This is a genomic window from Desulfosarcina sp. (assembly GCF_041551955.1).
Lineage (GTDB): Bacteria > Desulfobacterota > Desulfobacteria > Desulfobacterales > Desulfosarcinaceae > Desulfosarcina.
The window spans coordinates 1-23,757 of record NZ_JBFELV010000031.1 but is presented as its reverse complement, the minus strand read 5'-3'; the positions used below and the strand labels follow the sequence as shown (position 1 = coordinate 23,757).

Annotated in this window: 21 protein-coding genes, 1 pseudogene and 1 riboswitch; of the genes and pseudogenes, 13 read left to right on the top strand and 9 right to left on the bottom strand. The window is 55.7% G+C overall.

Annotated features, from left to right (window positions below):
- Positions 1-675 precede the first annotated feature (675 nt).
- On the bottom strand, positions 676-2,880 hold the full coding sequence (locus tag ABYV26_RS04380; protein ID WP_372678521.1) for a dockerin type I domain-containing protein: 2,205 nt from the start codon (positions 2,878-2,880) through the stop codon (positions 676-678).
- A 66-nt stretch (positions 2,881-2,946) separates the two neighbouring features.
- A riboswitch (cyclic di-GMP riboswitch) is annotated at positions 2,947-3,040 on the bottom strand.
- Between the two features lie 397 nt (positions 3,041-3,437).
- Between ABYV26_RS04380 and ABYV26_RS04375 the strand changes: the two genes are divergently transcribed.
- The 4 genes from ABYV26_RS04375 (at position 3,438) to ABYV26_RS04360 (ending at position 6,077) form a co-directional block, all read left to right on the top strand.
- Complete coding sequence (locus ABYV26_RS04375; RefSeq protein ID WP_372678519.1) at positions 3,438-4,343, top strand: adenylate/guanylate cyclase domain-containing protein; 906 nt, start codon at positions 3,438-3,440, stop codon at positions 4,341-4,343.
- A gap of 173 nt (positions 4,344-4,516) precedes the next feature.
- Positions 4,517-4,711 (top strand): ferredoxin, encoded by a 195-nt coding sequence (locus tag ABYV26_RS04370; protein ID WP_372678517.1) that lies wholly within the window; start codon positions 4,517-4,519, stop codon positions 4,709-4,711.
- 151 nt (positions 4,712-4,862) lie between these two features.
- Positions 4,863-5,438 carry a rubrerythrin gene (gene rbr / locus ABYV26_RS04365; RefSeq protein ID WP_372678515.1) on the top strand — a complete coding sequence of 192 codons (576 nt, stop codon included), beginning with the start codon at positions 4,863-4,865 and terminating at the stop codon, positions 5,436-5,438.
- Positions 5,439-5,579: 141 nt separating this feature from the next.
- On the top strand, positions 5,580-6,077 hold the full coding sequence (locus ABYV26_RS04360; protein ID WP_372678514.1) for a hypothetical protein: 498 nt from the start codon (positions 5,580-5,582) through the stop codon (positions 6,075-6,077).
- A 53-nt stretch (positions 6,078-6,130) separates the two neighbouring features.
- Here the strand turns inward: ABYV26_RS04360 and ABYV26_RS04355 are convergent, their stop codons facing one another.
- From ABYV26_RS04355 to ABYV26_RS04345, 3 genes are all read right to left on the bottom strand, one after another.
- Positions 6,131-6,796 (bottom strand): hypothetical protein, encoded by a 666-nt coding sequence (locus tag ABYV26_RS04355; protein ID WP_372678513.1) that lies wholly within the window; start codon positions 6,794-6,796, stop codon positions 6,131-6,133.
- Between the two features lie 115 nt (positions 6,797-6,911).
- Positions 6,912-8,336 (bottom strand): pyruvate kinase, encoded by a 1,425-nt coding sequence (gene pyk / locus ABYV26_RS04350; protein ID WP_372678512.1) that lies wholly within the window; start codon positions 8,334-8,336, stop codon positions 6,912-6,914.
- A 202-nt stretch (positions 8,337-8,538) separates the two neighbouring features.
- Positions 8,539-9,162, bottom strand: coding sequence for a DUF3786 domain-containing protein (locus ABYV26_RS04345; RefSeq protein WP_372678510.1), 624 nt, complete (start codon positions 9,160-9,162; stop codon positions 8,539-8,541).
- 207 nt (positions 9,163-9,369) lie between these two features.
- Here ABYV26_RS04345 and uvrA point away from each other — a divergent pair, with 207 nt between their 5' ends.
- The 4 genes from uvrA (at position 9,370) to ABYV26_RS04325 (ending at position 15,743) form a co-directional block, all read left to right on the top strand.
- On the top strand, positions 9,370-12,279 hold the full coding sequence (gene uvrA / locus ABYV26_RS04340) for an excinuclease ABC subunit UvrA (RefSeq protein ID WP_372678508.1): 2,910 nt from the start codon (positions 9,370-9,372) through the stop codon (positions 12,277-12,279).
- Between the two features lie 5 nt (positions 12,280-12,284).
- The gene (gene hrpB, locus ABYV26_RS04335) at positions 12,285-14,831 is read left to right on the top strand and encodes an ATP-dependent helicase HrpB (RefSeq protein WP_372678506.1); all 2,547 of its coding nucleotides are present in this window, start codon (positions 12,285-12,287) and stop codon (positions 14,829-14,831) included.
- 139 nt (positions 14,832-14,970) lie between these two features.
- Entirely contained in the window at positions 14,971-15,234 is a 264-nt protein-coding gene (locus ABYV26_RS04330; RefSeq protein ID WP_372678504.1) for a hypothetical protein, read from the top strand.
- Positions 15,235-15,272: 38 nt separating this feature from the next.
- Positions 15,273-15,743 carry an LEA type 2 family protein gene (locus tag ABYV26_RS04325; RefSeq protein WP_372678502.1) on the top strand — a complete coding sequence of 157 codons (471 nt, stop codon included), beginning with the start codon at positions 15,273-15,275 and terminating at the stop codon, positions 15,741-15,743.
- Here the strand turns inward: ABYV26_RS04325 and ABYV26_RS04320 are convergent.
- The gene (locus tag ABYV26_RS04320; RefSeq protein WP_372678500.1) at positions 15,740-15,946 is read right to left on the bottom strand and encodes a hypothetical protein; all 207 of its coding nucleotides are present in this window, start codon (positions 15,944-15,946) and stop codon (positions 15,740-15,742) included. The two genes, ABYV26_RS04325 and ABYV26_RS04320, sit on opposite strands and share 4 nt — an antisense overlap.
- A 705-nt stretch (positions 15,947-16,651) precedes the next feature.
- Between ABYV26_RS04320 and ABYV26_RS04315 the strand changes: the two genes are divergently transcribed.
- From ABYV26_RS04315 to ABYV26_RS04295, 5 genes are all read left to right on the top strand, one after another.
- On the top strand, positions 16,652-17,455 hold the full coding sequence (locus tag ABYV26_RS04315; RefSeq protein ID WP_372678498.1) for a methylenetetrahydrofolate reductase: 804 nt from the start codon (positions 16,652-16,654) through the stop codon (positions 17,453-17,455).
- Between the two features lie 43 nt (positions 17,456-17,498).
- Positions 17,499-18,035, top strand: a complete 537-nt coding sequence (locus ABYV26_RS04310; RefSeq protein ID WP_372678496.1) for a bacterioferritin — start codon at positions 17,499-17,501, stop codon at positions 18,033-18,035.
- A 68-nt stretch (positions 18,036-18,103) separates the two neighbouring features.
- A complete protein-coding gene (locus tag ABYV26_RS04305; RefSeq protein WP_372678495.1) occupies positions 18,104-18,814 on the top strand; it encodes a hypothetical protein in 711 nt (236 codons plus the stop codon).
- Positions 18,815-18,893: 79 nt separating this feature from the next.
- On the top strand, positions 18,894-19,937 hold the full coding sequence (locus ABYV26_RS04300; RefSeq protein ID WP_372678494.1) for a PilZ domain-containing protein: 1,044 nt from the start codon (positions 18,894-18,896) through the stop codon (positions 19,935-19,937).
- A 91-nt stretch (positions 19,938-20,028) separates the two neighbouring features.
- Positions 20,029-21,405 carry an NAD(P)/FAD-dependent oxidoreductase gene (locus tag ABYV26_RS04295; protein ID WP_372678492.1) on the top strand — a complete coding sequence of 459 codons (1,377 nt, stop codon included), beginning with the start codon at positions 20,029-20,031 and terminating at the stop codon, positions 21,403-21,405.
- 72 nt (positions 21,406-21,477) lie between these two features.
- Here the strand turns inward: ABYV26_RS04295 and ABYV26_RS04290 are convergent, their stop codons facing one another.
- The 4 genes and pseudogenes from ABYV26_RS04290 to ABYV26_RS04275 all read right to left on the bottom strand — a co-directional run.
- The gene (locus ABYV26_RS04290) at positions 21,478-21,861 is read right to left on the bottom strand and encodes a response regulator (RefSeq protein ID WP_372678490.1); all 384 of its coding nucleotides are present in this window, start codon (positions 21,859-21,861) and stop codon (positions 21,478-21,480) included.
- Positions 21,862-22,252: 391 nt separating this feature from the next.
- Positions 22,253-22,435, bottom strand: a complete 183-nt coding sequence (locus ABYV26_RS04285) for a hypothetical protein (RefSeq protein ID WP_372678488.1) — start codon at positions 22,433-22,435, stop codon at positions 22,253-22,255.
- Positions 22,436-22,687: 252 nt separating this feature from the next.
- Positions 22,688-23,545, bottom strand: a complete 858-nt coding sequence (locus ABYV26_RS04280) for a hypothetical protein (RefSeq protein ID WP_372678486.1) — start codon at positions 23,543-23,545, stop codon at positions 22,688-22,690.
- Positions 23,542-23,757: pseudogene (locus tag ABYV26_RS04275) on the bottom strand (citrate transporter); the annotation flags it as partial. The gene ABYV26_RS04280 and the pseudogene ABYV26_RS04275, both read right to left, overlap by 4 nt.

The following is a 23,757-nucleotide window of genomic DNA, read 5'->3' as shown; positions in this document are numbered from 1 at the left end:
GGTACGGGCGAAATACCAGCTCAACATACATTAGCCTCCGTATTCATTGTGGACGATAGATGGACTTATGGTGGACACAACCACTTGCCTTGGGCACCCCCGCTGTTAATGGATGATGAAAAATGAGTTAGACCGGCGGCTCTGGGTCCCATCCTTCTGGATGGTCGTCCTTATCGAGCCGTCGGTAGTAATCCAACCATGCCCAAAGCACAGATGATGCCAAGCGCCTTGAAGGCCAGCCTATAGACGGCTAAACGCTAGCATGACCGCTGTTTATTCAGGATTCAATCACGGAGTGAAAATAGACATGAGGCAGGAAACCCAACCCAGCCATGCAAGAATGGTAACTCTCGAGACTTCGGTAAGTTCGAAATTTGCACTCCGTCCAAAGATTGAATCCATATCCATGCAAAAGGAAGATTGGATTGGGGATAGGTGCCGTTTTTTCAGAGCCGGGGATATCTACCCGACCAGTTCTTGGATATCCTGATTAAATAATGATGATTCGACAATACCTGCTCCAGGAGAATTTATTTGCCTCAAAACCGGGCAACAATGCCGAAACAGGTCTCCCTCCCCGGCGACATCATGGGGAGGGAGACCTGTTCATGTTCCGAATGAATGCTTAGGGTTCGAAGGGATTTCTACTTTTTCATCGTGCATGCCGTGTCAAACTCATTGACACGCACACCCATTCTGGCCATATTGACTCCTCATGATGGCAAAATCTAATAGATTAACGCTGCCGTCGGTGTTCAAATCCGCCGGTACCCCGCCGAGAACACCGACTTTTCCAAAATCTGCTCTTAAGCGAGCCAGGTCCGCCAAGTTCACAACCCCGTCGCCGTTTATGTCACCAGACAGTCCTACATAGATATCGAAGGTGGCCGATGCGGATAGTAATGTGGCCTCGGAGGTTACAACCACAGTGACCTGATAGGGGCAGGCATGGGGACCGATTGGATCCGGGATAAACTCGACGCGGTTTCCGGAACCTGAAATCGAGCCGCCATCCGGGAGTTCCCATGCGTAGGTCAAATTCCCGTTTCCCGGATCATTGGCATCGAGGCCGATGCTTGCGGTGTCCATTCCAGAAATACATCGGTCATAGGTGTCAACCGCGATGACAGGAGCTTGAAAGGCAGCCTCTATATCTGAAACTGATAGCCTTGCATCATTGGTGACAAAGATGCTGTCGAGCTTGGTTCCGTCTTCGCGCTGTATTATTGAGAGGGTATGACTACCAGCCTCCATCCAATACGTTTTCGGATTGGTTGTTTGGCGTGGCTCACCGGCGGTGCGTTCGCTGACGACGTCCCAGGTCCATACGTCCTGGCCGCCAAGCTTGGTGTGCCAGACCATTTCGCTTTGACCATCAACTGAGACGAAGAAGGAGTCGCTGCCGGTGTCGTTTGAAATTTGACGACCCCATATGACGTAGTCTCCGGTTTTCGGGACTTCAAAATGATATTCTGCATAGCCTGTATCGCCGGGAAGGGTGAGGATATTTCCACTGCCTGTGGGAACCCATATATACCCGCCGGCGGCAGCGGTGGGATCATCGCCGATCTCCATGGGCCAAAACAGGTTGCCGTCTTCTGCTTCGATCCGGATGTTCGCCACTTGTATTTCTGAGAAGCCGACCGAGATGGTGTGTGGGTTGGTTACATTCGAAAAGGTATAGCTACCGATGGCTCCCATGGATTGTCCATCGACCTGAACATCTGAGATGCAGAACCCGTTATTTGCGGAGAAGGTATAGGTCTGGCTGCCACCATAAGTGACATTCACGACTCCGTCAGGTGCAATGGCTCCATTGGCACCGGCAGTAGCGGTAATGGCAACCGTGTCGGCCGCAAAGGTCGCATGAATGTTGTGGTCAGCAACGATTTGGTCAAAAATATAGCTATTGACCGCACCGATGGACGCCCCATCAACCACGACATCGGCGACATGATGGCCGGTGGACGGATTTATCGTGAAACGCTGGCTGGCCAGATGACCGACGCTCAGGGTGCCTTCCGGTGATATGCTGCCGTCGGTTCCCGCGGTCGCATTGATTTGGTGCGTGTCGACAACAAAGCTGGCGATGATCGTATGGCTGTCCGTCACACCCTCGAAGGTATAAGATAAAAGGGCGCCTTTGGCCACCCCGTCAACCATGACATTGGCCACCCGGCAACCGGCATCGGGTGATATGATGAATGTCTGGTCGGCTCCATGCGCAACATTGGTGCTTCCAACCGGGTTGATATTGCCGTTTGCACTGGCTGTGGCGGAAATGATGTGGGTATCGGGGGCAAAGCTGGCCTCAATGGTGTGATTGGCGTTGACCTGACTGAACGTATAGGCGGCAATCGCACCCTTGGACACTTCATCCACTTTTACATCCGCCACATGATGGCCGACCTCCGGCGTGATGATGAAGGTTTGGTCAGACGCTTCGACCACCTCGACCGTGCCGCCCGGTGAAATGGAACCATTCTCACCTGCCGTGGCCGTGACAACATAAGTCGCCAATTCAGATGATGGAGAGACAAACGACACCTCTTCGGAATCTGCGCTCTCCAATGCGCCGACATAAGCCCGCACGACAAAGAAATAGGTGGTATCCCGATCCAGGTTGTAGACGGTGCCGGAGGTACCGGGTCCAGTCCAGCAAGGCTGGCTGTAGGTGTAAGCCTGTCCTTCCTCTCGCTGATAGATCCGGTAGCCATCTGGAGCGGGGTCGTTGGGATCCCAGGCCAAGGTTACTTCAGCCGTCTGCGGTATGGGGTAAGCGTCAGCGGAAAAGCATAAGCTGGAAGCGAAATGAACTATTCCGATGGTAAGGGCCAACCATACAAGGGTGTTGAACGGGATGTTAAACCGCTTTGACATGCTGCTATCCTCCGTGGATATTGATTTGGACAACCGGTGGATCCGCGGAGGATTCAACCGTTTGCCTTCGGCGGCCCTGCTACCCTGTCTTCCGGATACCAGAAGATTTAGGCCAGTGGCTTTGCGTCCCATCCTTTCGGGTGGTTTGCCATTATCGAGCAGTTCGGTCTGAACTGTCGGTCGCCTTATTTTCCAGCAACTATGGTGCCAATTACGCAGGCACCACCACATGCTGTGTAAAAGCGCCTAATAATAAATCAGTTTTCGCTATTCAGTTCGCGGACAAATCCCACCTGTGGAAGTAAAGGTTTTCTTCCGGGGTGCATAAAAAGTCACAACTCAATTCATTCGATGGTGAACGAATGCATCCGAATTGTCGGCAGGGTGGGATCTGTTAACTGATGGCCATTGCGGCTCATTCGTGAACGGCTAAAAGGGACGGACCACTTGGCTGTCACGATCACTCCCCCTTCAGCATCTTGACAACCCGCTGCAGCCATGCGAGTCTGCCGCTGTAGGTGCCGAGTCAACCTTCATCGGCCATGTGGACGCTTGATATGGACACCCTCTCCAGCAACCGATTAACCATTCTCTTTGCCGATATCGCCGGCAGCACCCGCCTTTACGACACGTTTGGCGATTTCAAGGCACGGGAACTGATTTCCGACTGCTTGACACACCTGAAAGAACTGGCCAGAGAAAATGATGGAACCGTCATCAAAACCATTGGCGACGAAGTGATGTGCACCTTTGTGACACCCAACCAGGCCGCCGAAACCGCCAAGCAGATGCATGAAGAGATATCTTTTAATCCTAATATGGTCCAGGCCAACATCCGCTTGAGAATCGGATTTCACCACGGAGAGGTAATCTGTGAGCCCGAAGATGTGTTTGGAGACGCGGTGAACGTGGCGGCACGCATGGTGGAACTGGCGAAAAGCGATCAGATTATCACCAACAAAGAGACGCTTGCATTGATGAAACTGACCTTGAAGCGGCGGGCGCGAATCGTTGACCGGACGCGGGTTAGGGGAAAAGACGATGTTATGGAGATCCATGAGTTGATCTGGGGAAAGCCCGAGATGTTGACCATGTCCAACTCCCTTACCGAGGAGATGATTGCATCGTTGACCGCGGAAAAAGATCTCCTTCAAATTCGGTACCTGCAGCAACGCCTTTTAGTGGATCACGAACGGCCCATTCTGACCATGGGCCGGGGCGTCGCCAATCACCTGATCGTTGACGAACCATTGGTTTCACGTATGCACGCCCGCATCGAGTTGCAACGGAATCGCTTCATGCTCATTGATCAGAGCACCAATGGAACATTTTTGAAACTTCCGGACGAAGAGCCCCGATTGCTGCGCAGGGATGCCATACAATTGGAGGCCGAAGGAGTGATCGGTTTAGGGCAGAAAGTCAGCAAAACCGATCCGATAGCCGTTCGCTACCGGATATTGTAGCAACAACGCAGGCATTCAAAGCGGAGCGCCATGCGCGACATTGAATTCTCACCTATTTTGGGCTATGGTTCGGCCAGCTTGTATTCTCGGCTCAACACCCAGAGGATTCAACCTATTATCACTTAACCGCCTCAACCAGGCACCCTCATTCTATTTGACAAGGAGAAAATCGAATGAAAGTAAAAATCGACAGCCAGTGCATGGGAGACAGGAACTGCAACAAGCTTTGCCCCGAAGTCTTTGAATATGACGAAGATCAACTGCAATCCACCGTCAAATTCGACGTCATCCCCGAAAAGTACGAGGACGTGGTCCGCCAGGCGGCCAGTGAGTGCGGTGCAGACGCCATCGAAATCATTGAAAATTAGCACCCAGCCAATCGATTTAGTTTAATTTGTCGACGCGTCCGTGGGAGCGGCGTTCGCCACATGGTAACGATCTGGCGAAGCCGCTCCGCTTTTTTAGCCGAAAATCACTGCATTCGCAGCACATGACCCCTATATTGCCGGAGGTAGTTGAATGGGCAGATTCAGAGAGAGCCGGACCGCTAAAAACCTACTGACCTCCTACGCCTTCGAATCCCAGGCGACCACCCGCTACTCGTTTTTCGCCGATCAGGCCGAACGTGACGGGTATATCCAGATCGCTTCCATCTTCAAGGAAACCGCCGGGCAAGAGTGCGAGCATGCACTGCGGTTTTTCAAGTTTTTCAACGGCGGCGAGCTGGAAATAAACGCCCGTTTTCTTACCGGCGTGGTCAGATCCACCCTGGACAACTTGCTGTCTGCAGCGGATTTAGAAAAATTCGTCCACAGTGACCTGTACCCGGGGTTTGCGAACATTGGCCGCGAGGAGGGATTCAACCGGGCGGCTGACGTCTGGGACGCCATATCCGTTGCTGAGGTGCAGCATGAAAAAACGTTTCGCGGACTGGCCGCAAACGTGGATACAGGCAGAACGTTCCGCCGGGAATCCAGCCGGGTCTGGCGCTGTATCAACTGCGGATACATCCACGAGGGGCCGCAGGCACCGGAAAAATGTCCGGCCTGTGTGCGCCCGTCAAACTACTTCGAATTATTTACCCCCAACTGGTAACAACGCCTATGGGCCTCACCACCGCCGGCTGAACGCAGGGATGACGGGTATTTTCACCTGCATGCCCGCAAATTTTGAGTGGGCATAGATGACGAATTATGGTAAAAACGGCGCGATCTTCAACGTTAAGGAGTTTTTCACATGCTGTCCCGATTTTCCAACGAAGTGCTCTCCAACGGTGCCAGTGCCGTACTGCCCCAGAATTTGAGTGATTTTTGGATTAAAACGCTCCAGAAGCTTTGCGACGATTTCCTCGACAGCAATTTTACCATCGATCAATGCACCCAACCCCTTGATATGGGTGACCCGGTCCTGGTGTCCTGCGTCCACGAGGTACTCCATGCCATGCACGGAGTCGGTTCCGGATTATCGGCTGAAGAAATGGCAGAGAGGGTAACCATTTACGCCCTGTCCATTACCATGGAAACCATTCGCCGGGAGTCGGGCATCAAGATGCCCACCCCGACCCTGCAAAATCTGCTATCCATCGACAGGATTGTTCAGTTCGGGAAAATCAACCCCGATTTCGGGCGGTTCCTCAAACGGGCCTGTATTGCCCCCGAAAGCCCCTCCCCCGCCGAAGAAACCTGGTTACAACGCCTCAAGAAAAAGATCCTTTCCCACATCACCGAAAGCTGACATCGAATAGACCTCTCGTTGCCTCGTCAAAGATCGCCCCGGTGCAAGGGCAGCTAAACGCTCCAAGCAGCCGGATCCAGGGAGTTGTAGCGTGAGATTTGCTTGTCGACTTCTCCTTTGAGCTGGAAACAGGTGTTGGCGTATATTTTCCATCGGCACAGGTCGATGGGTGTCACCTCCGAGGCGTTCACCGCACCGACGGTGCCGGCTTTTTCCAGGCCAGCGGCCACCAGCTCCGAGCAGAAGAACCGGCTGAAGTCCTCACGGTTATACCCGGGTCCATGGAGGCCAAAAGGCAGCTCATCCAAGGCATCCAGGGCCGATCTGAGTGCTTGGGGTACATCGTACCCTTTGCGATCTCGAGCTTGATTGAAGAGAAAGTTATAGAAGCTGACCGAATCGAACTTTTCCTGGCGAAGCCCGTCATCGAGCGGCAACCACCAAATCTCTCCCTCGTATGTATCCATTCGATCACTGAGTCTGGAAATGACGACGCCGTTGAAGTCGTTGATCGAGGTGGATTCGATAATCTGATTGAAAAACCGTCCGGTGTTGTCATCCACGACCCGGGTCTGGAGAATTACCCCCACGTGGGAAACGTCCGCACGGGTGGCAAACTTGATCAATTCGGAAAAATGGCCCTTGCCGCCGAAGGCGATGACATCTCCCGGTTTCATCATTGACCGGGCATCACTGTATTCCATTCTTTCTACGGGCATATGGTTTGCCTTTCTTCCTATGCCGATTCATTGGTCATCTGCGACCATGGGCGGCCGGTATGCCTGACCGACCGGTAGGTGAGGAATTGGTCTTACGAATTACCCTTCACAGGAATCAATCATCATACCCCACACGGTGAAGTTTGATGATGTTGGTTGAACCGGCCTTGAGCCCCATGCCGATGACCAGCACCACCAGGTCACCCTTCTCGACAGAATTTTTTCCGATAAGCAGGCTCTCACTGGATTTCACCAGGCGGTCGGCATTATCGATGTCGGCAATGAACATGGGGGTGATACCCCACAGCAATGACAGGCGATGGTAGGTATCCATCCGCGATGTGAATGCGTAAACCGGTTTGGACGGACGCTGCTTGGAGATCTGCTTGGAGGTACTCCCGGAAACCGAAAAGGCAATGATGCACCGGGCGTTGACCTCCTGAAGGATGTTCACCGCACTCTGGGCAACGGCGTGGGTTACCGGATCTGCCGTGTCCGAATCGTAGTGCTGATTAACCTTTAAAAAGGGTGAGCTTTCTGACTGCTCAGCGATTTTAACCATCATCTGCACCGCCTTGACCGGGTATTTACCGGAGGCGGTTTCACCGGAAAGCATCACGGCATCGGTACCGTCGAAAATGGCATTGGCCACATCCGACGCTTCGGCACGGGTGGGTATGGGATTGACACTCATGGTTTCCAGCATTTGAGTGGCGGTAATTACCGGCTTGTTATTGCGGACAGCCGCGGAGATTATTTTTTTCTGAATAATCGGTACCAATTCAGGTTGCATCTCCACGCCAAGGTCTCCACGGGCAACCATGATGCCGTCGGCGACCTCCATAATGGCCTCCAGGTTTTCCACGGCCTCGGGTTTTTCAATCTTGGCGATCACCGGGATACGCACCCCCTGCCTTTTCATGATGGATTTGATCGTCTCCAGATCTTCGGCTCTGCGTACGAATGAGAGGGCAAAAAAGTCCACCCCGTTCTTGATGCCGAAATTCACGTCCCGGATGTCCTTTTCCGTCAGCGATGGGGCGGAGACCTTCACACCCGGCAGGTTGATGCCTTTGTTGGAATTCAGCATGCCGCCGTGGATCACCTTGCAGTCGACGGTGTCGCGGGTCTTGGATTCAACCTGGAGCCGGATCAGGCCGTCGTCCAGTAAAATGGTGTCACCGGCCTGCACATCCAAATGCAGATTCTGGTAGGTGGTGGAGACCATCTGCGCCGTACCCGCCACGGGCGCTGAGGTGATGGAAAACGCAGCGCCGCGCTTCAGCCGCACCGGCTTGCCGTTTTCCAGCTTGCCCACACGGATTTTAGGCCCTTGAAGGTCCAGCAGGATGCCGACCGACCGGTTGAGCGTTCGGGCGACGGAGCGGATGTTGCGGATCGCCTCTGAGTGGGTTTCGTAGTTGCCGTGAGAAAAATTCAACCGGGCCACATTGGTGCCGGCTGCAACCAGCTTTTTAAGCATGTCGGGGGAATTCGAAGCGGGGCCGATGGTGGCAACGATTTTGGTTCTAATGGTCATGTGCAACCCTTTCTTGACTGCCGCAAGTTCCGGCAAGCGGTTCGTCTCAATAATATGTGGGGCCAATGGCAATGCAGAAAAAAGCGCCCCCCGACATAGCGGGGGTGTTTTGGCGAGTACGCCTTGAACAGGTCGGTGTAAGGTTTTTTTGGAATGTTAAGCAGACTTTAGGAAAGAATCAAGCCCAAAATCGAAAGTTGGTTCAGCCGCTGGCCGCGGCCAGCAGCCGGCTCGACAACAGGTGGCCCAAGATGGCCAGGCTCTCGGCATCAAGATATGTCGATGCCCGCTTTTCGAGAAGGAGTGAGGCCGATGCGGGGAAATCGTCGTCTGCATCGTTGAAGACCAGCAGAAGGGGCATCTTGGGCAGCGGGATGAAATTGCGGCACAGGTCGCAGGTGATGTCTGTATCCGGCAGGCTGCCACCCAAGACGTCACAGGCTTTTTCAAGCGCGTTGACACGCCCTGAAAAGGTCCTGGCCAGCGGCCTTTCCACGGTGTCGTTCCAGAATACCGTGAGCGGGCCGGCATCGGGAAAATCACGATAGGCCGCCCATTCTTTTTGCTTGGGTTCGAACCGTGGACACATGATCAGGTATCGGAGCACCACCACACAATCGGAAAAATCGGGACGGCGCCCCGCTTCATCCTTCAGTCCGTCAGCCGTCAACCGGATGGACTGGCCGAAATAAGGCACCACCACCGTGTCGCCATCCAACCTGATGCCAAGCACCGCTTCTTTTCCGTCGAACCGCATCTTTTCTAACTGTTCCAAGTAATCGTAATAGGTTTCGTGGTAAACCGAACCGGTGGTGGTTTGAGGCATCCTTGGGCTCCTATGGTGTCTGTTGTTTCCCATCGCATGGGTCGGCGTGGACAAGGACGGCATCGATACTTATTTTTCCCGGATATTATGACAGCCGACAACCCCTTGCAACCGGTTTGTCGCACCAGATAGATGACACGGATTGAGACGAGGCGGCAACCGGAAGGCCCTTATGGCCGCCGAAGAAGCCGATACGGAAAAAATGACATGAAAAACCGACCCAACGGAGATAGTCCGGTCGCCGTCCACCGGTACCGGAAGAAAAGAAAAACCATGGAACTGAATTCCATCGAGGTCAAGGGCGCCCGTGAACACAACCTGAAGCAGATCGATGTCAGCCTGCCCAAAAAGAAACTCATCGTCTTCACCGGCGTGTCCGGCTCGGGCAAATCCAGCCTGGCCTTCGACACCATCTTCGCCGAGGGCCAACGCCGCTATGTGGAGTCCCTGTCCGCCTATGCCCGCCAATTTATCGGTCAGATGGAAAAACCCCGCTACGACACCATCCGGGGGTTGTCACCGACCATCTCTATCGAGCAGAAATCAGCCAGCAAAAACCCCCGGTCCACGGTGGGTACCATCACCGAGATCTACGATTACCTTCGCGTACTCTACGCACGCATCGGCGAGCAAACCTGCCTGAAATGCAACCTCCCTGTGGGCAAGGGAGACGCCCAGAGCATGGTTGACCGCATCCTGGAGATGCCCGAAGACACAAAAGTTCTCATCCTGGCACCGGTTATCGACAGCCGTAAGGGAGAGCACAAGGAGGTCATGGCCCGGCTTCAACGGCAGGGATACGCCCGGGTGCGTGTCAACGGCGTGGTGCAGGAGATCGAAGCCGTCCAGGCCCTGGCCCGTTACAAGAAGCACACCATTGAAGCGGTGGTGGATCGCCTGAAGATATCTAAAGCAGGCAGCTTCAAGAAACGATTGACCGACTCGGTGGAAACCGCCCTGCGCCTGGGCGAGGGCCGCATCATCGTGCACCGCATGGCCAGCGGCGACATCCCCATGAGCGAGGCCCGCTCCTGCTGCGGCATCGCCTATCCGGAACTGGACCCGCCACTATTCTCCTTCAACTCGCCCATGGGCATGTGCCCGGACTGTAACGGTATCGGCGCCAAACTGGCCATGGACGCAGACCGGATCATCGCCGACGGCGCGCTCACCATCCGTCAGGGAACCGTCATTCCCTGGCAAGGCCATTTTTCCGGCAAGGGAAAACTCAACGGCTCCTGGACGGCAGAACAATTGAAGGCCATGGAAGAGCAATGGGGAGTGGACCTCGACACACCCTGGAACCGCCTGCCCAATCGGCAGAAGCAATTGATTCTCTATGGCTCGGGCAGTCGCGAACTGACGGTGAGCTGGAATGCAGAAAAAATTCAGGGGTCATATACCACGACCTATGAAGGTCTGCTCAACACCCTCATGCGCCGCTATACACAGACCGAATCGGAAAACGCAAAAAAGTATTACGGCCGATTCCTCTCTACACGGCCCTGTGACACCTGTGGTGGGCGGCGCTTGAAACCCGAAGTGCTGGCCGTAAAAATTGGCGGCCGCTCCATTATCGACGTCACTGAGATGACCATTCGGGAAGCGCAGGATTTTCTTACCGGATTGAAGCTAACCGGCAACCGAAAAATCATCGCCGATGAACTGCTCAAAGAAATTACCGGCCGGCTGGGTTTTCTGGTCAACGTGGGGCTGGACTACCTGTCCCTCAGCCGCAAAGGTCCCACCCTGTCCGGCGGTGAATCCCAGCGCATCCGTCTGGCCTCCCAGGTGGGATCGGAGCTCACCGGGGTGCTCTACATCCTGGACGAGCCCTCCATCGGTCTTCACCAGCGGGACAACATCAAGCTGCTCGGCACCCTGCGCCATCTTCGGGACATCGGCAACACACTCATCGTCGTCGAGCACGACCGGGAAACCATGGCGTCGTCGGACTGGATCGTTGACTTCGGTCCGGGCGCAGGGCACCTGGGGGGTGAAATCGTGGCCCAGGGCACACCCAAGCAGATCATGCGCCGCAAAGCCTCTCTAACCGGCCGGTATCTGAGCGGCCGGGATGAGATCGAAACGCCGGCCACCCGGCGACGCGTCGCAGCCACCGACCATCGGTGGATCGCCATTGTCGATGCCACCGAAAACAACCTGGACCACCTCAGCGTGGATATCCCGCTGGGGCTGCTGGTGGCGGTAACCGGTGTTTCCGGTGCGGGAAAGTCCACCTTGATCAATCAAATTCTCTACCCGGCCATGGCCGGCAAGCTGCACCACGCCATGCTGGAGACCGGCCGGCACGAGGCCATCCACGGGTTGGAGCATCTGGACAAAGTGATCAACATCGACCAGAAGGCCATCGGCCGCACCCCCCGCAGCAACCCGGCCACCTATACCAAGGTGTTCGACTTCATCCGGGATTTTTTCGCCCAGCTGCCCGAATCCAACATGCGCGGGTACAAGAAGGGGCGCTATTCGTTCAACGTCAAGGGGGGGCGTTGCGAAGCCTGCAGCGGGGACGGCTACATCAAAGTGGAGATGCACTTTCTGGCCGACGTCTATGTGCCCTGCGAAACCTGTCGGGGAAAACGCTTCAACGACGCCACCCTGGAGATCCGTTACAAGGGCCACTCCATCGCCGATGTGCTGAACCTGTCGGTGATGCAGGCCCGGGAGCTTTTCAAGAACCATCCGCGCATCCGGCGTATCCTGGACACCCTGATGGATGTGGGTCTCTCCTACATCAAGCTGGGACAAGCGGCCACCACCCTATCCGGCGGCGAAGCCCAACGCATCAAGCTGGCCCGCGAACTGGCCAAGCGGGCGACGGGGCGCACCCTTTACATCCTGGACGAACCCACCACCGGCCTGCATTTCCAGGATATCAAGATGCTGCTGGCCGTACTCCAGCGTTTGGTGGACGGTGGCAATACCGTAGTGGTGATCGAGCACAACCTGGATGTAATAAAAACCGCCGACTGGATCGTCGACCTGGGGCCGGAGGGGGGCAAAGGGGGTGGACGCATCGTGGCCCAGGGCCCGCCGGAAGAAGTTGCCCTGGTTAAGAACAGCTATACCGGTCGGTTTCTCAGAGAGATCATCTGAAAGCCATGGGAAACACAGACCATACCGGTGCCATCGGCCGCCTGCCGGTAGCATCTGTCCTGGATCCCCTCCGGTCCGCATTGCGTGACAATCCATCAGCAGTGCTGGTTGCACCGCCTGGTGCCGGTAAAACAACTGCTGTGCCGCTGGCCCTGTTGGAAGAAAGGTGGCTGTCCGGCCGGCGTCTGCTGCTCTTGGCCCCGCGCCGTCTGGCTGCACGGGCTGCCGCCCGCCGTATGGCATCCCTGCTCGATCAGCCGGTGGGCCAAACCGTAGGATACCGGGTGCGCATGGAGAGCCGGGTGGGTCCGAATACGAAGATCGAGGTAGTCACCGAGGGTGTTCTCACCCGCATGATCCAGAGCGACCCGTCATTGGCCGGTGTGGGGCTGGTCGTCTTCGACGAGTTTCACGAGCGCAGCCTGAATGCCGATTTGGGACTGGCCCTGTGCCGCGACATCCAGGGGGTGCTCAACGTCGATCTTCGGCTGCTGGTGATGTCCGCCACGCTGGATCCTGCAGCGGTGGCCGGATTGTTGGATGACGCGCCCCTGATCCGATGTGACGGCCGTATCTTTTCGGTAGAGACCCGATATGTGGGCAGGCCCGAATCCCCTACCATCGAAAGCGCCGTTGCCGCTGCCATCCGGAAGTCGGTGGCGGCGAAGGAGGGCAATATTCTCGTCTTTCTGCCCGGCGCACCAGAGATCAGACGAGTGGCCCGGTTTCTTGAAAGCGGGGATCTTCCGCCCGTGTGGAAGGTTGCCCCCCTCTATGGCAAGCTCCCCCGTGAACGGCAGGATGCGGCCATATCACCGCCACCGGCCGGGCAGCACAAGATCGTGCTGGCCACGTCCATCGCCGAGACCAGCCTGACCATCGAACAGATCGGCGTCGTCGTGGACTGCGGATTGCAGCGGGTGCCACGATTCGACCCCGGCAGCGGCATGACTCGATTGGTGACGCTGCCGGTGTCCCGGGCATCGGCCGACCAACGCAGGGGGCGGGCCGGTCGATTAGGTCCGGGCATCTGCTACCGGATGTGGGATGAGGCAACCCACCATACGCTCACCCCCCACAATCGGCCTGAGATTCTCGACACCGATTTGGCCGGGCTAACCCTTGAACTGGCTGCCTGGGGGCTCGAGACTCCCGATGCTCTCGACTGGCTGGACCCACCCCCAATCCCGGCCTTCTCCCTGGCCCGTCAGTTGCTCCTGGATTTGGGCGCTCTTGACGAGGACGGGAAAATTTCCTTACACGGTCGGCATATGGCGGAGCTACCCCTGCATCCCCGTTTGGCGCACATGATTCTGGCTGCCTGCAAAGAGAAGATGGGGCGCTCCGCCTGTGAAATTGCCGCCATTTTGAGTGAACGTGATTTCCTCCATTTTATGGGACGGGAGCGCGATGCCGACCTGAGATTGAGGTTGGACGCGCTGCAGGCCTACCAGGCGAAGAAGCCTTTTAAGATGGATGGCTGTACCCTCGATTCATTGGCGGCAAGGCATATTTTGATCGTAGCGGCTGAGCTTCAACGACGATTGGGTATAAGCAATACAAACAACGTCGCTACCGTTCCCGGCCGTCTGCTGGCTTGGGCCTACCCCGACCGCATTGCACGGCAACGACCCGACAGCCCGGGTCGCTTTTTGCTCGCCAGCGGCCGCGGTGCCTATTTCGACCCGCCCGAACCACTCAGCGCCAGTGAATATCTGGTGGTGGCGCACACGGACGGTGACCGGCGGGAAGCCCGCATCTTCATAGCGGCCGAAACCGACAAGCAGCACCTGCAGGATCAGTTCTCCCAACGCGTCCAATGGCAGGAAGCGGTGACCTGGGATTCCCGGCGACAGGCTGTCGTGGGCGAACGCAAACTGGTTTTGGGGGCACTGACGATGGAAACGGAAACATTGACCCATCCTGCTCCCGACGCCGTGATGGACGCCATGATCACCGGTATTCGTACAAACGGCATCCACATCCTTCCCTGGACGCGGACCCTGCGATCCTGGCAATCTCGGGTCATGCTGCTGGCAAGGCTCGATGCAGATGGCGGTCCCTGGCCTGACGTCTGCGACGCTGCGCTTTCCAGCACCCTGGAAGATTGGCTGCCCCCCTATCTTTCGGGCATGACGCGTTTGAAAGATCTTGGAACCAAGGATTTTTCCAAGGCACTGCGCAATCACCTCAGTTGGCGGCAACAACGACAGGTGGATATACTGGCCCCCTCCCACCTCACGGTGCCCAGCGGATCCCGCGTGCCCGTCGACTACAGTGAGCCGATCCCGATACTGGCCGTAAGGATACAGGAAATGTTCGGCGCTACGTCGACCCCGGCTATCGCCGGAGGCCGAATGCCTGTTATGCTGCATCTGCTTTCACCGGCAGGCCGCCCCGTTCAAATTACCCGGGACCTCTCCGGCTTTTGGAAAGGCAGCTATCTCGATGTGAAAAGAGAACTAAAAGGACGTTACCCCAAACATGTCTGGCCGGATGATCCGCTGACCACCCCACCAACGGCGCGGGCCAAACCCAGAAAATCAAACTGAACGGTAGCCCGGGAATTGAATGTGTGGTAGGGTTGGCTTTCATTTTTGCGCCTTTCCGGCCGGTGTGCATTGGAATGGCGCATCGATGATCATACAGCCCCTTTTCATTCAGATTTGCATCGTTGAGGAGACAACCCACATGAATTGGCTGAGCATTGGTTTGATTGGCGCCATCGTTTTCACCCTGCACTCACTTCAGCAGATCAAGATGACGCTTAAAGACAAGGGGTATCAAGTGGAAATGATGACTGGCTGGCTGGAGGATTATCGCCGGTTCAAGCAAATGACCCTCAGCGAACCGGACGAGACGACCCGCTATAAGTATCAGCGCATACTGAACGGCCTCTACCTGGCACTGGCTGGCCTGGTTTTCATTCCACTGCTGATGATCATGGGAAAATAAAGGGTTCGTGGATGAATACACGTCATAGGAGAAATTCGATGCCCCGGTGCAACTGGATCCTGGTCTATGTATCGACGGTTCTGATGATCACGGGCTGTGCCACCCTCAGCCCCGACTACGAAACGCCCAGCGTCAACGTCAGCGGCATCCGGGTAATGCCATCGGACAACATCGCGCCACGATTCGAAATCGATCTTCACATCACCAATCCCAATCGAGCAGCCCTGAAACTTGTAGGGATCGCCTACAGCCTGAAACTTGACGGGCACAAAATATTGACGGGCGTCGCCAATGATCTGCCGGCTATCGACGGCTATGGAGAAGGCGATGTGACCCTGATAACCACTACCAGCCTGCTGAGCAGCATACGATTTTTCACCGATCTAATGAACGCGCAGCGGGATACCATCGCTTTTGAGCTCAATGCCAAACTCGATCTCGGCGGGCTTCGGCCCAGCCTCCATGTCGGGGAAAAAGGGGAGATCAACCTTTCCGGGCAAACCCGTTAGCGGTTGCCAAAGGACCATGCATTGCCGCCAACCAGGGACAAGGCCTCCTTGACGATCTCTTCGGCACAATCTGGATTTCCTTCAAAATTTATCCGGCCGGCGTCAAGGGTAAAGTGAACGCCGCAGTCATATTTGGCAGCCACGCTGTTGAGTATTTTACGCCAGATTTCTTTATTCCAATTGATTCTATTGATCGCTATCATAGGGTTCGACCTCAAAGAAAATATGGGATAATACCTATTCGACAATCAAACCCCGTGCCATCATCCACGGTTAATATCAACATCCCGATATGTCGTGTTTAATACCAACCCACCCGAAACCAAAACATCGATGAACAAGTTACGATTATGTATTTTTGTTGGTTATTACCTACAGATTAGAACATTAAGCTGATATCGAACGCCCGTCAGGGATCATCGCGATCGGACGGGATCGCTAGGCGTTAACCATCAGGATTCACCATAGAACAGGCGGCAGTGATGATCCGTGCTTGACCTGAACCCGTTGGAACGATAAACTACCCCATACAATCAAGTTCGAGGAACAACGACCGGCACCCCGATGAAACGGACATCCCGACAAGGTGCCCGCACCGCCGACTGCCTGCGACCATATCTATGAAAACCAAATTGAACACACCCCGCGACAAGCCGCAGGGAACATTCACCGGAAGGATACAAAAGGCGATTTCCAGTTCGCTCGCTAACCCTGCCCCACCCACCTCCGGTATCTCTATTTCGCGCCGACAAGTGGCGGGGGGTGTGTTCGCTATCGCGGTTTATTCCGCCCCGGAAGCTCCATCGAGAAGCGCTTGATATGGACAACCGCGCCCTTGCCAGAATCGTGGACCATCGTCTCTTTCAGGGTGACTTCATCACCAACGCCAAATCCGAGAGAGGGTCAACATGCTTAACGAATCGTTCGTCGTCACCATAGAGGTGGTTCCCCCGGACGGATCGGACCCGCTAAAGGTCCTTTCTGCCCTGGAATCTTTGACCGCATTGCCATTTTTCGGATTCAGCGTCGCAACCAACCCCGTGGCCAAGCCCCGCATGAGTGCCATGGCCCTGTGCACCCTAATCCAACAACGAACAAAGAAACCGGCCATCCTGCACCTCACCACCCGCGACCACAACCGCTTGAGTCTGCAAGGAGAGTTGTGGGGAGCCAAGGCACTGGGGATAGACACGGTATTGGTGGCCACCGGCGACTTTGTGGCCTTAAAAGACCGGGGAAATACGACTGACGTCCGGGACACCGATGTTTACGGCCTAGTTCGATTGGCCCGGCAAGCGGGCCTGCAGACCGGTGTGGTATTTGACACCCACCCCGAAAACAACGGCCTGGCCAGGGCAGTGGATCATTTGCAGAGAAAGGTGGACGCCGGCGCCCAGTTTGCCGTCACCCAGCCCGTTTACGACGAACCCGGTGCCGAGGAGATCGCCGACGCCACCAGAAAGATCGGCATCCCCATGATCATGGGCATTCTGCCTCTGCGCACACCCCGGCACGCCGAGTTCCTGCACACCAAGGTGGCCGGCATCACCGTGCCCCATGCGCTGCGGCAGCGCATGCACCGCGCGGAAAACCCGGTGGCAGAAGGGGCCGCCAACGCCCGCGATATGGTCGATACCGCCCGAACCCGGTTTGCCGGTGCCTGCATTATGCCCCCATTCGATCATTACGAAGTAATGGTCGACATCCTTTAAAAACGAGATTCATTCCTAAACCCATTAAAACAGGAGATTGAAAATGGCTCAGACGGCAAGGGAAAAGAGAAAGGCCAAGGTTATCGAGGTGCTCAACAAAGCCCGGTCCATGGAACTGACAGCCATCACGCAGTACATGAACCAGCATTACAACTTGGATGACAAGGACTATGGAGAACTGGCCGCAAAGGTCAAGCTGATCGCCATCGACGAGATGCGCCACGCGGAGGGTTTTGCCGAGCGGATCAAGGAACTGGGTGGCGAGCCCACCACGGAACCTGACCAAAAGGTCACCAAGGGGCAGGCTGTCGAACAGATTTTCACCTTTGACGCAGGCCTCGAGGACAATACCATCGACATCTACAACCAGTTTCTTCTGATCTGCCGCGAAAACGGGGACAGCACGAGCATGAAACTGTTCGAACAGACAATCGATGAAGAACAACTTCATTTCAACTACTTCGACAACATCAGCGATCATATCAGCACCCTGGGCAATACGTACCTGGCTAAAATAGCCGGCACCTCTTCGGCCACCGGAATCGGGCCCAGCGGCTTTGCGGTCAGCGGCGATGCCTGATGTGCCACAGAGACCGATTCCACCATTCTCGAGAATGCTGAACCGACAGCCATCTATTGAGGGTTGCCATGAACGTCGACTTTTTCATCTCGCTATTGGCATTTGCCTTGGTTTGTCTAACAAATCCGTGCAGCCCGGTCGCCCATGCCGCCCCTGACCTGCCGGCAGAAATTGAAAAGACGTTTGATTTGGGGACCCTGATCGAACACACGGTTTCGGTTCAAAGGGGAGCTCACCGGGTTTCGCTGCGCTTGAGCCAGCGGCGGGCATCCGAAGACTCGGTGAGCATTGTCGGTGCCCACCTGGCATTCTACCCCAACACCGAACCGGGCACGCCGCTGCTGACGGTACCCATTTTCGAATCCCTGTTGGCCGAAATGATGAACGCACTTTACGGACGGTTTGGTGCCGATCTCAAACTGGATAGTTTAGGCGCGGGCAGTTTCATGGGGATCAAGGAGATGGAGAAGAAAAGCATTCTGGCTTTCAACGGCTACGCCCCCTGGGAGCAGTATCTCACCGATCCAGACGCCTTCAGCCAAGATCAAATTTACGCCATCGTGCAGGACCGCTGGAAAATAAGCGGTGTTTTTTCAGCAGTCACCGATGCATTTGCTCAGATGGGTTATGATGCCACCTTCTCCAGTTTTGAAAAACTGTTTGTTTTTCCGGCGGAAAGATGCTCTTTTTACCCGGAGTTGGAGGATCTGGGCATCCACAGGATGGACCGGTTCCCTTATCCGGGCACCATTTCCTTCTCCCTGACACCGAAACCATAGAAACGCGGCGGATGACGGTGCGCAGCACATCAGGAAACGCCGCTAACGACTGATAGAACCAAACAGAGGCCGGCACTCGATGAAGAACATTTTGGTCGTCGACAACGATCCCATCATGCTCCACACGTTTGTGGGGTTGCTGAAAAGCCACAGCAGTTTTTTACAGGTCCGCTCCGCCACCAATGTCCAAACAACCTTGGAAATCCTTTCCAGGGAAGACATTCACGTCCTGATCACCGGCATGCACATACCCGAAATGGAAGCCTTCGAGCTGTTGTCGCTGCTGGGGGCTGACTATCCATCCACCCGCGTCATTTTTATGACCAACAACGCGTCGTCCATGCTCCGTGCCAAGATCAAGCAGATGGCGTCTGTGATCCACTTCGATCAGGCGTTGGACATCAGCATGCTCACCAAACGGATCTTCACCGAATTGCAGATCGACTACGGCGGCCAGATACGGGGGCTCACACTCTCCTCTTTTCTCCAGATGCTGGAACTGGAGGGTCGTTCCTGCACCCTTCAGATCACGGCCAAAGGCAAAACCGGATCGATCTACATTTCGAACGGCAAGCCCGCCGCCGCCAAAATGGGGTTGCTAACGGGCAAACCCGCCGCGCTGCATATTCTCACCTGGGAAAACGTATTGATCGACATCGACTATGCTTCCAGCGAAAGACCGCGGGAGATCAACACCTCACTGATGAACATGCTGCTGGAAAGCGGCCGGATGGTGGACGAAAAGCAGAGCCAGCGCCCCAACCAACGCAAGCACAACCGGTACGATTGTCTGGTGGGTGTGGACTATGACATCAGCGACTGGACCTACCAGTGCTACATGCGGGATATCAGCGAAGGGGGTGCCTATATCGAAACCGAACAGCCCATTAAAGTGGGCCAGCACCTCACCGTGTCCCTTACGTCTCCTGTATTGGAGCGCACCTGCGCCATCAAGGGAAAGGTGGTCCGTCGGGACCCCAAGGGTATCGGCGTCCGATTCGAGAATTTGACCTTGCAGCAAAAGCAGATGATCCGATGCCTTACAGAAACCCGCTGTTCACCGATCTCCGGCCCCGCCGAGCAACCCAGCGTTGTTGATGAGGATCTGTCCCACCAGGAATGACGGGGGACGACGGCATTAGCGGCAAAAGATCCGGACAGTTCTGTAAGACGGGCTTGGCCGCTTCGGCTGGGTGAATGTTAGAGAGGAGAGCATGTCCAAACAGTATGACGCCTTGGTAGTCGGGTCCGGAACCGCCGGCCAAACCGCCGCCTACGAATTGAATCGCCATGGTCTGACCGTGGGCATGGTGGAACACAGCCCGCGGCCCGGGGGAACCTGTGCGCTCAGCGGTTGCCAGGCCAAAAAATGGTTCTACGAAGGTGTCGAGACCGTGGCCCGTTCCCGCCATCTGTCCGGTATCGGAGTGGCCTCCGCTGCCGTTGCCAGCTGGCTCGAGCTGCGTGACGCCAAAAACCAGTTTACCTCGCGGGTGCCTGACAATACGGTCAACGGACTGAAACAAGCCGGCATCGATTTGATACGAGGGCGGGCTCGATTCACGGGCCGACATACCGTCTCCGCGAACCATCAGCAACTGTCCGCCCGCTTCATCGTTCTGGCCACCGGTGCGGTTCCCATGCCATTGCCCTTAGACGGTGCGCAGCATATGGTTACCAGCAGTGAATTTTTGGAGTTGGACCGGCTTCCCCGCCGGATCATTTTCATCGGCGGGGGCTTTATCTCCTTTGAGTTCGCCCATTTCGCCGCCCGGCTCGGGCCAAGGGATACCCGCTGCACGATCCTGGAAGCAGGGCCCCGACCACTGGGGCCTTTTGATGGGGAAATGGTTGACCTGCTGACGGAAGCATCCGCCATGGAGGGCATCGACATCCTTTGCGATGTCAATATCACCGCGATCGAAAAGACCGGAGACGCCTTCAGGGTCGCGACAAAAAATGGCCGCCGCTTTGAAGCCGATCTCGTAGTCCATGGCGCCGGTCGGACAGCGGACATCGAAGACCTGAATCTGAAAGCAGCCGGGGTCGAAAGTACCAAGCGCGGCGTTACCGTCAATGAGAAAATGGTCACGACGAATGCGCACGTTTACGCCGTGGGCGACTGCGCGGACAGCATCCAACTGGCCCGGGTGGCGGACGCCGAGGCGCAGGTGGCGGCCGCCGGCATGGTCAGTCGCCATAAGGGCGATACAAACGAAGCCGGCATGGACTATACGGCCGTGCCGTCGGTGTTGTTCACCTACCCCCAGTACGGGATGGTGGGCAGCACGGAAGCGGCTCTCGAGGAAGCGGGGGTGGTGTATAAAAAAAGTTTCGGCAAAAACCTGACCTGGCCGACCTACCGGCGCGTGGGGATGACATCGGCGGCTTATAAGTTGCTGGTGGATGAGAAGGGGCATTTGTTGGGGGCCCATGTTCTGTCGGACAACGCCACCGGGCTGATCAACACCTGCACCTTGGCCATGCGCAACCGCATCCCGGTCGAAACGCTCTACCGACAGAGCGTCATGACACCTTACCCGTCCAGGGAAAGTGACATCATCTACATGCTAAAGCCCCTGATCGCATGACCCGATCCGCGGTGGCGGAGTTGATTTTTTCCGATTCAAAAACGCGGTTCGTTTGACCGAGGCGCAAGGCGTTCAGCTTTGCCTGATCACTTCATGAATTACATCGGCCAGACGCAACCCAACAGCCTGTTCTTTGGGAAGAAAACAGTCCGCCCTGTCCTGCAGCCCGGCCGCTTGGACAAACGCAGAATCCTGCCCGGTCAGAAGCACCAGGCGTATATCCCCTGCCGCACCGTTGATGACGTCGATCAAACTGAGGACCTGCTCCTGGGGAAACCCGACATCGAGAAAGACAACTGACGGAAGCTGATTTCTGATCATATCTTCCGCCGCGCTGATGCTATCGGCGCCGATGACGTCCACCAGGGTTTCATGACTCTGGATGACCGTTTTCAGTTCACGGCGGAAGATCGACGACGGGTCAACGATCATTACCTTTTTTCGGTTCAGCAGCATGGGCCCTCCTTTTTAATAGTCCGATTCTAAATCAGCCTATCTCAACCGGCAAGCCTATCGCAATGGCTAAAACGGGTGCCAAAGAGACCATTGGAGCAATTCGATTCCAGTGACCCGCCCCGCAACGAAACCGACCCTTCAATCATCGATCCTTTCGTCTGCTGCAAGACCCGCTCCGACTATTGAACCGCGATAGCGAGTGCTAACCTCCCCGCTTGCGGCGAGGTTAGCGAGCGAACTGAAAATAGACGTTCATTTTAGCGGTGCTGCGCGGCACTGCCTTTACAGGCAGGACATTCCCCGCGACTTGCCGCGGGGAGGGTTCATTTTCTCATAGCCGGGCAAAGCGTCAGTGGGTCAGGTGCCCGGCCCTCCCCCCGAACGCGTCTATTTATGAGAAATAGGCCTCGAACACCCATAAAAGGAGGAAAATGATGCCGGCGATCGCAAACATTTTGACCCCATCAGCCATTTGTTGGCGCAAGGGGTAACTCCTTGGCGTGTAATCAATTTCTTGCGTCGAAGCGGGTTTGTTTTGCATCGCAACTGGCGAACCCGACCGTTTGTTTTGCATAAGACCTCCTCAGATCCATCGATGTCATCGGATCGCGAACAACAGGCGCCTCTGGTGCAGACAGCTGCAGGCCTGCGTTGTCCATTTTTGTCTAAATACCACCAACCGCCCCTCCATCCCAACGCCGCGGCTTCCTATCGGAATACCACTGTACCGGCAGCAAGATAAAACCACCAACCATAGCCCACAGGTCAACTGCGGCGGTTCTGCCAACCGACAATGGCATGGCCGAGCGAATCAGCGAGCCGGCCGTTAACGTTCACCCGTGTCCGTAACCAGATGGTCGATCATTTTCAGATCGACGAAGTCGTGGGAAAAGGTCTTCATATGAAAAGTGAAGTCGGCCTCGGTTTTATGTTGCTCTTCATTATGGATGCGCTGCTCCGCCAGTGCGCGGTGCGCAAACTTGATCGATTCGACGAACAGGTAAACCGGCACGTGATACCAGTGGCACAGGCTGACCACATTGGCCGTGCCGACACCGGTGACGGCCTGGTTGTCGGCGGTCACCGAGACGGCACCGATGAAAAGCTTGCTAGCGGAACCCAGGTAGTGGCTTAAATTGTATTCGGGAATCAGAACGTGGTAGACTTGATGACGCCTCAGGTCATCGATCAGTTCCCTGGTTCTTATGAAATCCTGCTTTAAGACCAGTACCTTGAAGTCCTGTTTCAGCTCCTTGTGGGCCCGGACCAGGGCCTCCCGAATATGGGCAGTGGCGGAATGGGCGATAATCAGATCACCAGGTGCAATACAGTGCATGCATTGCCGAGTGACCTCAGCCGTGGCGGTTTGAAAACTTTCCAGTTTCTGGAGCAGGCTTTCGACCGCCCGCTTTTTGGCGTCATCCAAAGAAAGATTACCGCTCGCAGCCATCTCGGCCTCGAAGGCTTCGATCAGATGCACCAGGGGGATGACCTTGGGCTCGGTCTTTTTAATCACGGCGTTGAGCCTGTCAAGCATGAATCTGAAGTCGGCATCCGAGCACTTGAGCCGCCTGACGGCCTCCATGTAGGATTTAAGGGCCACCACTGTGGTTCTGGAGGTTCCCAGAGAATGCATGTAGGCACGAATCAAATTATACAGGGTCTGGTTGGCTTGGGTTTTCATAGAAAAATCCATAGATAAACCATTAGAACGATGGAACTGATGAAAAGGGAAAGAATTGCTCCTGGAGCACTTTTGCGCATGTATTCACCGAAGGAGATCTCGTAGCCGGATTTTTTGAGGATACCCGCGGAAATGATATTGGCCGAAGCGCCGATCAAGGTCAGGTTGCCGCCCAAACAGGCACCCAGAGAGAGCGCCCACCACAGGATGTT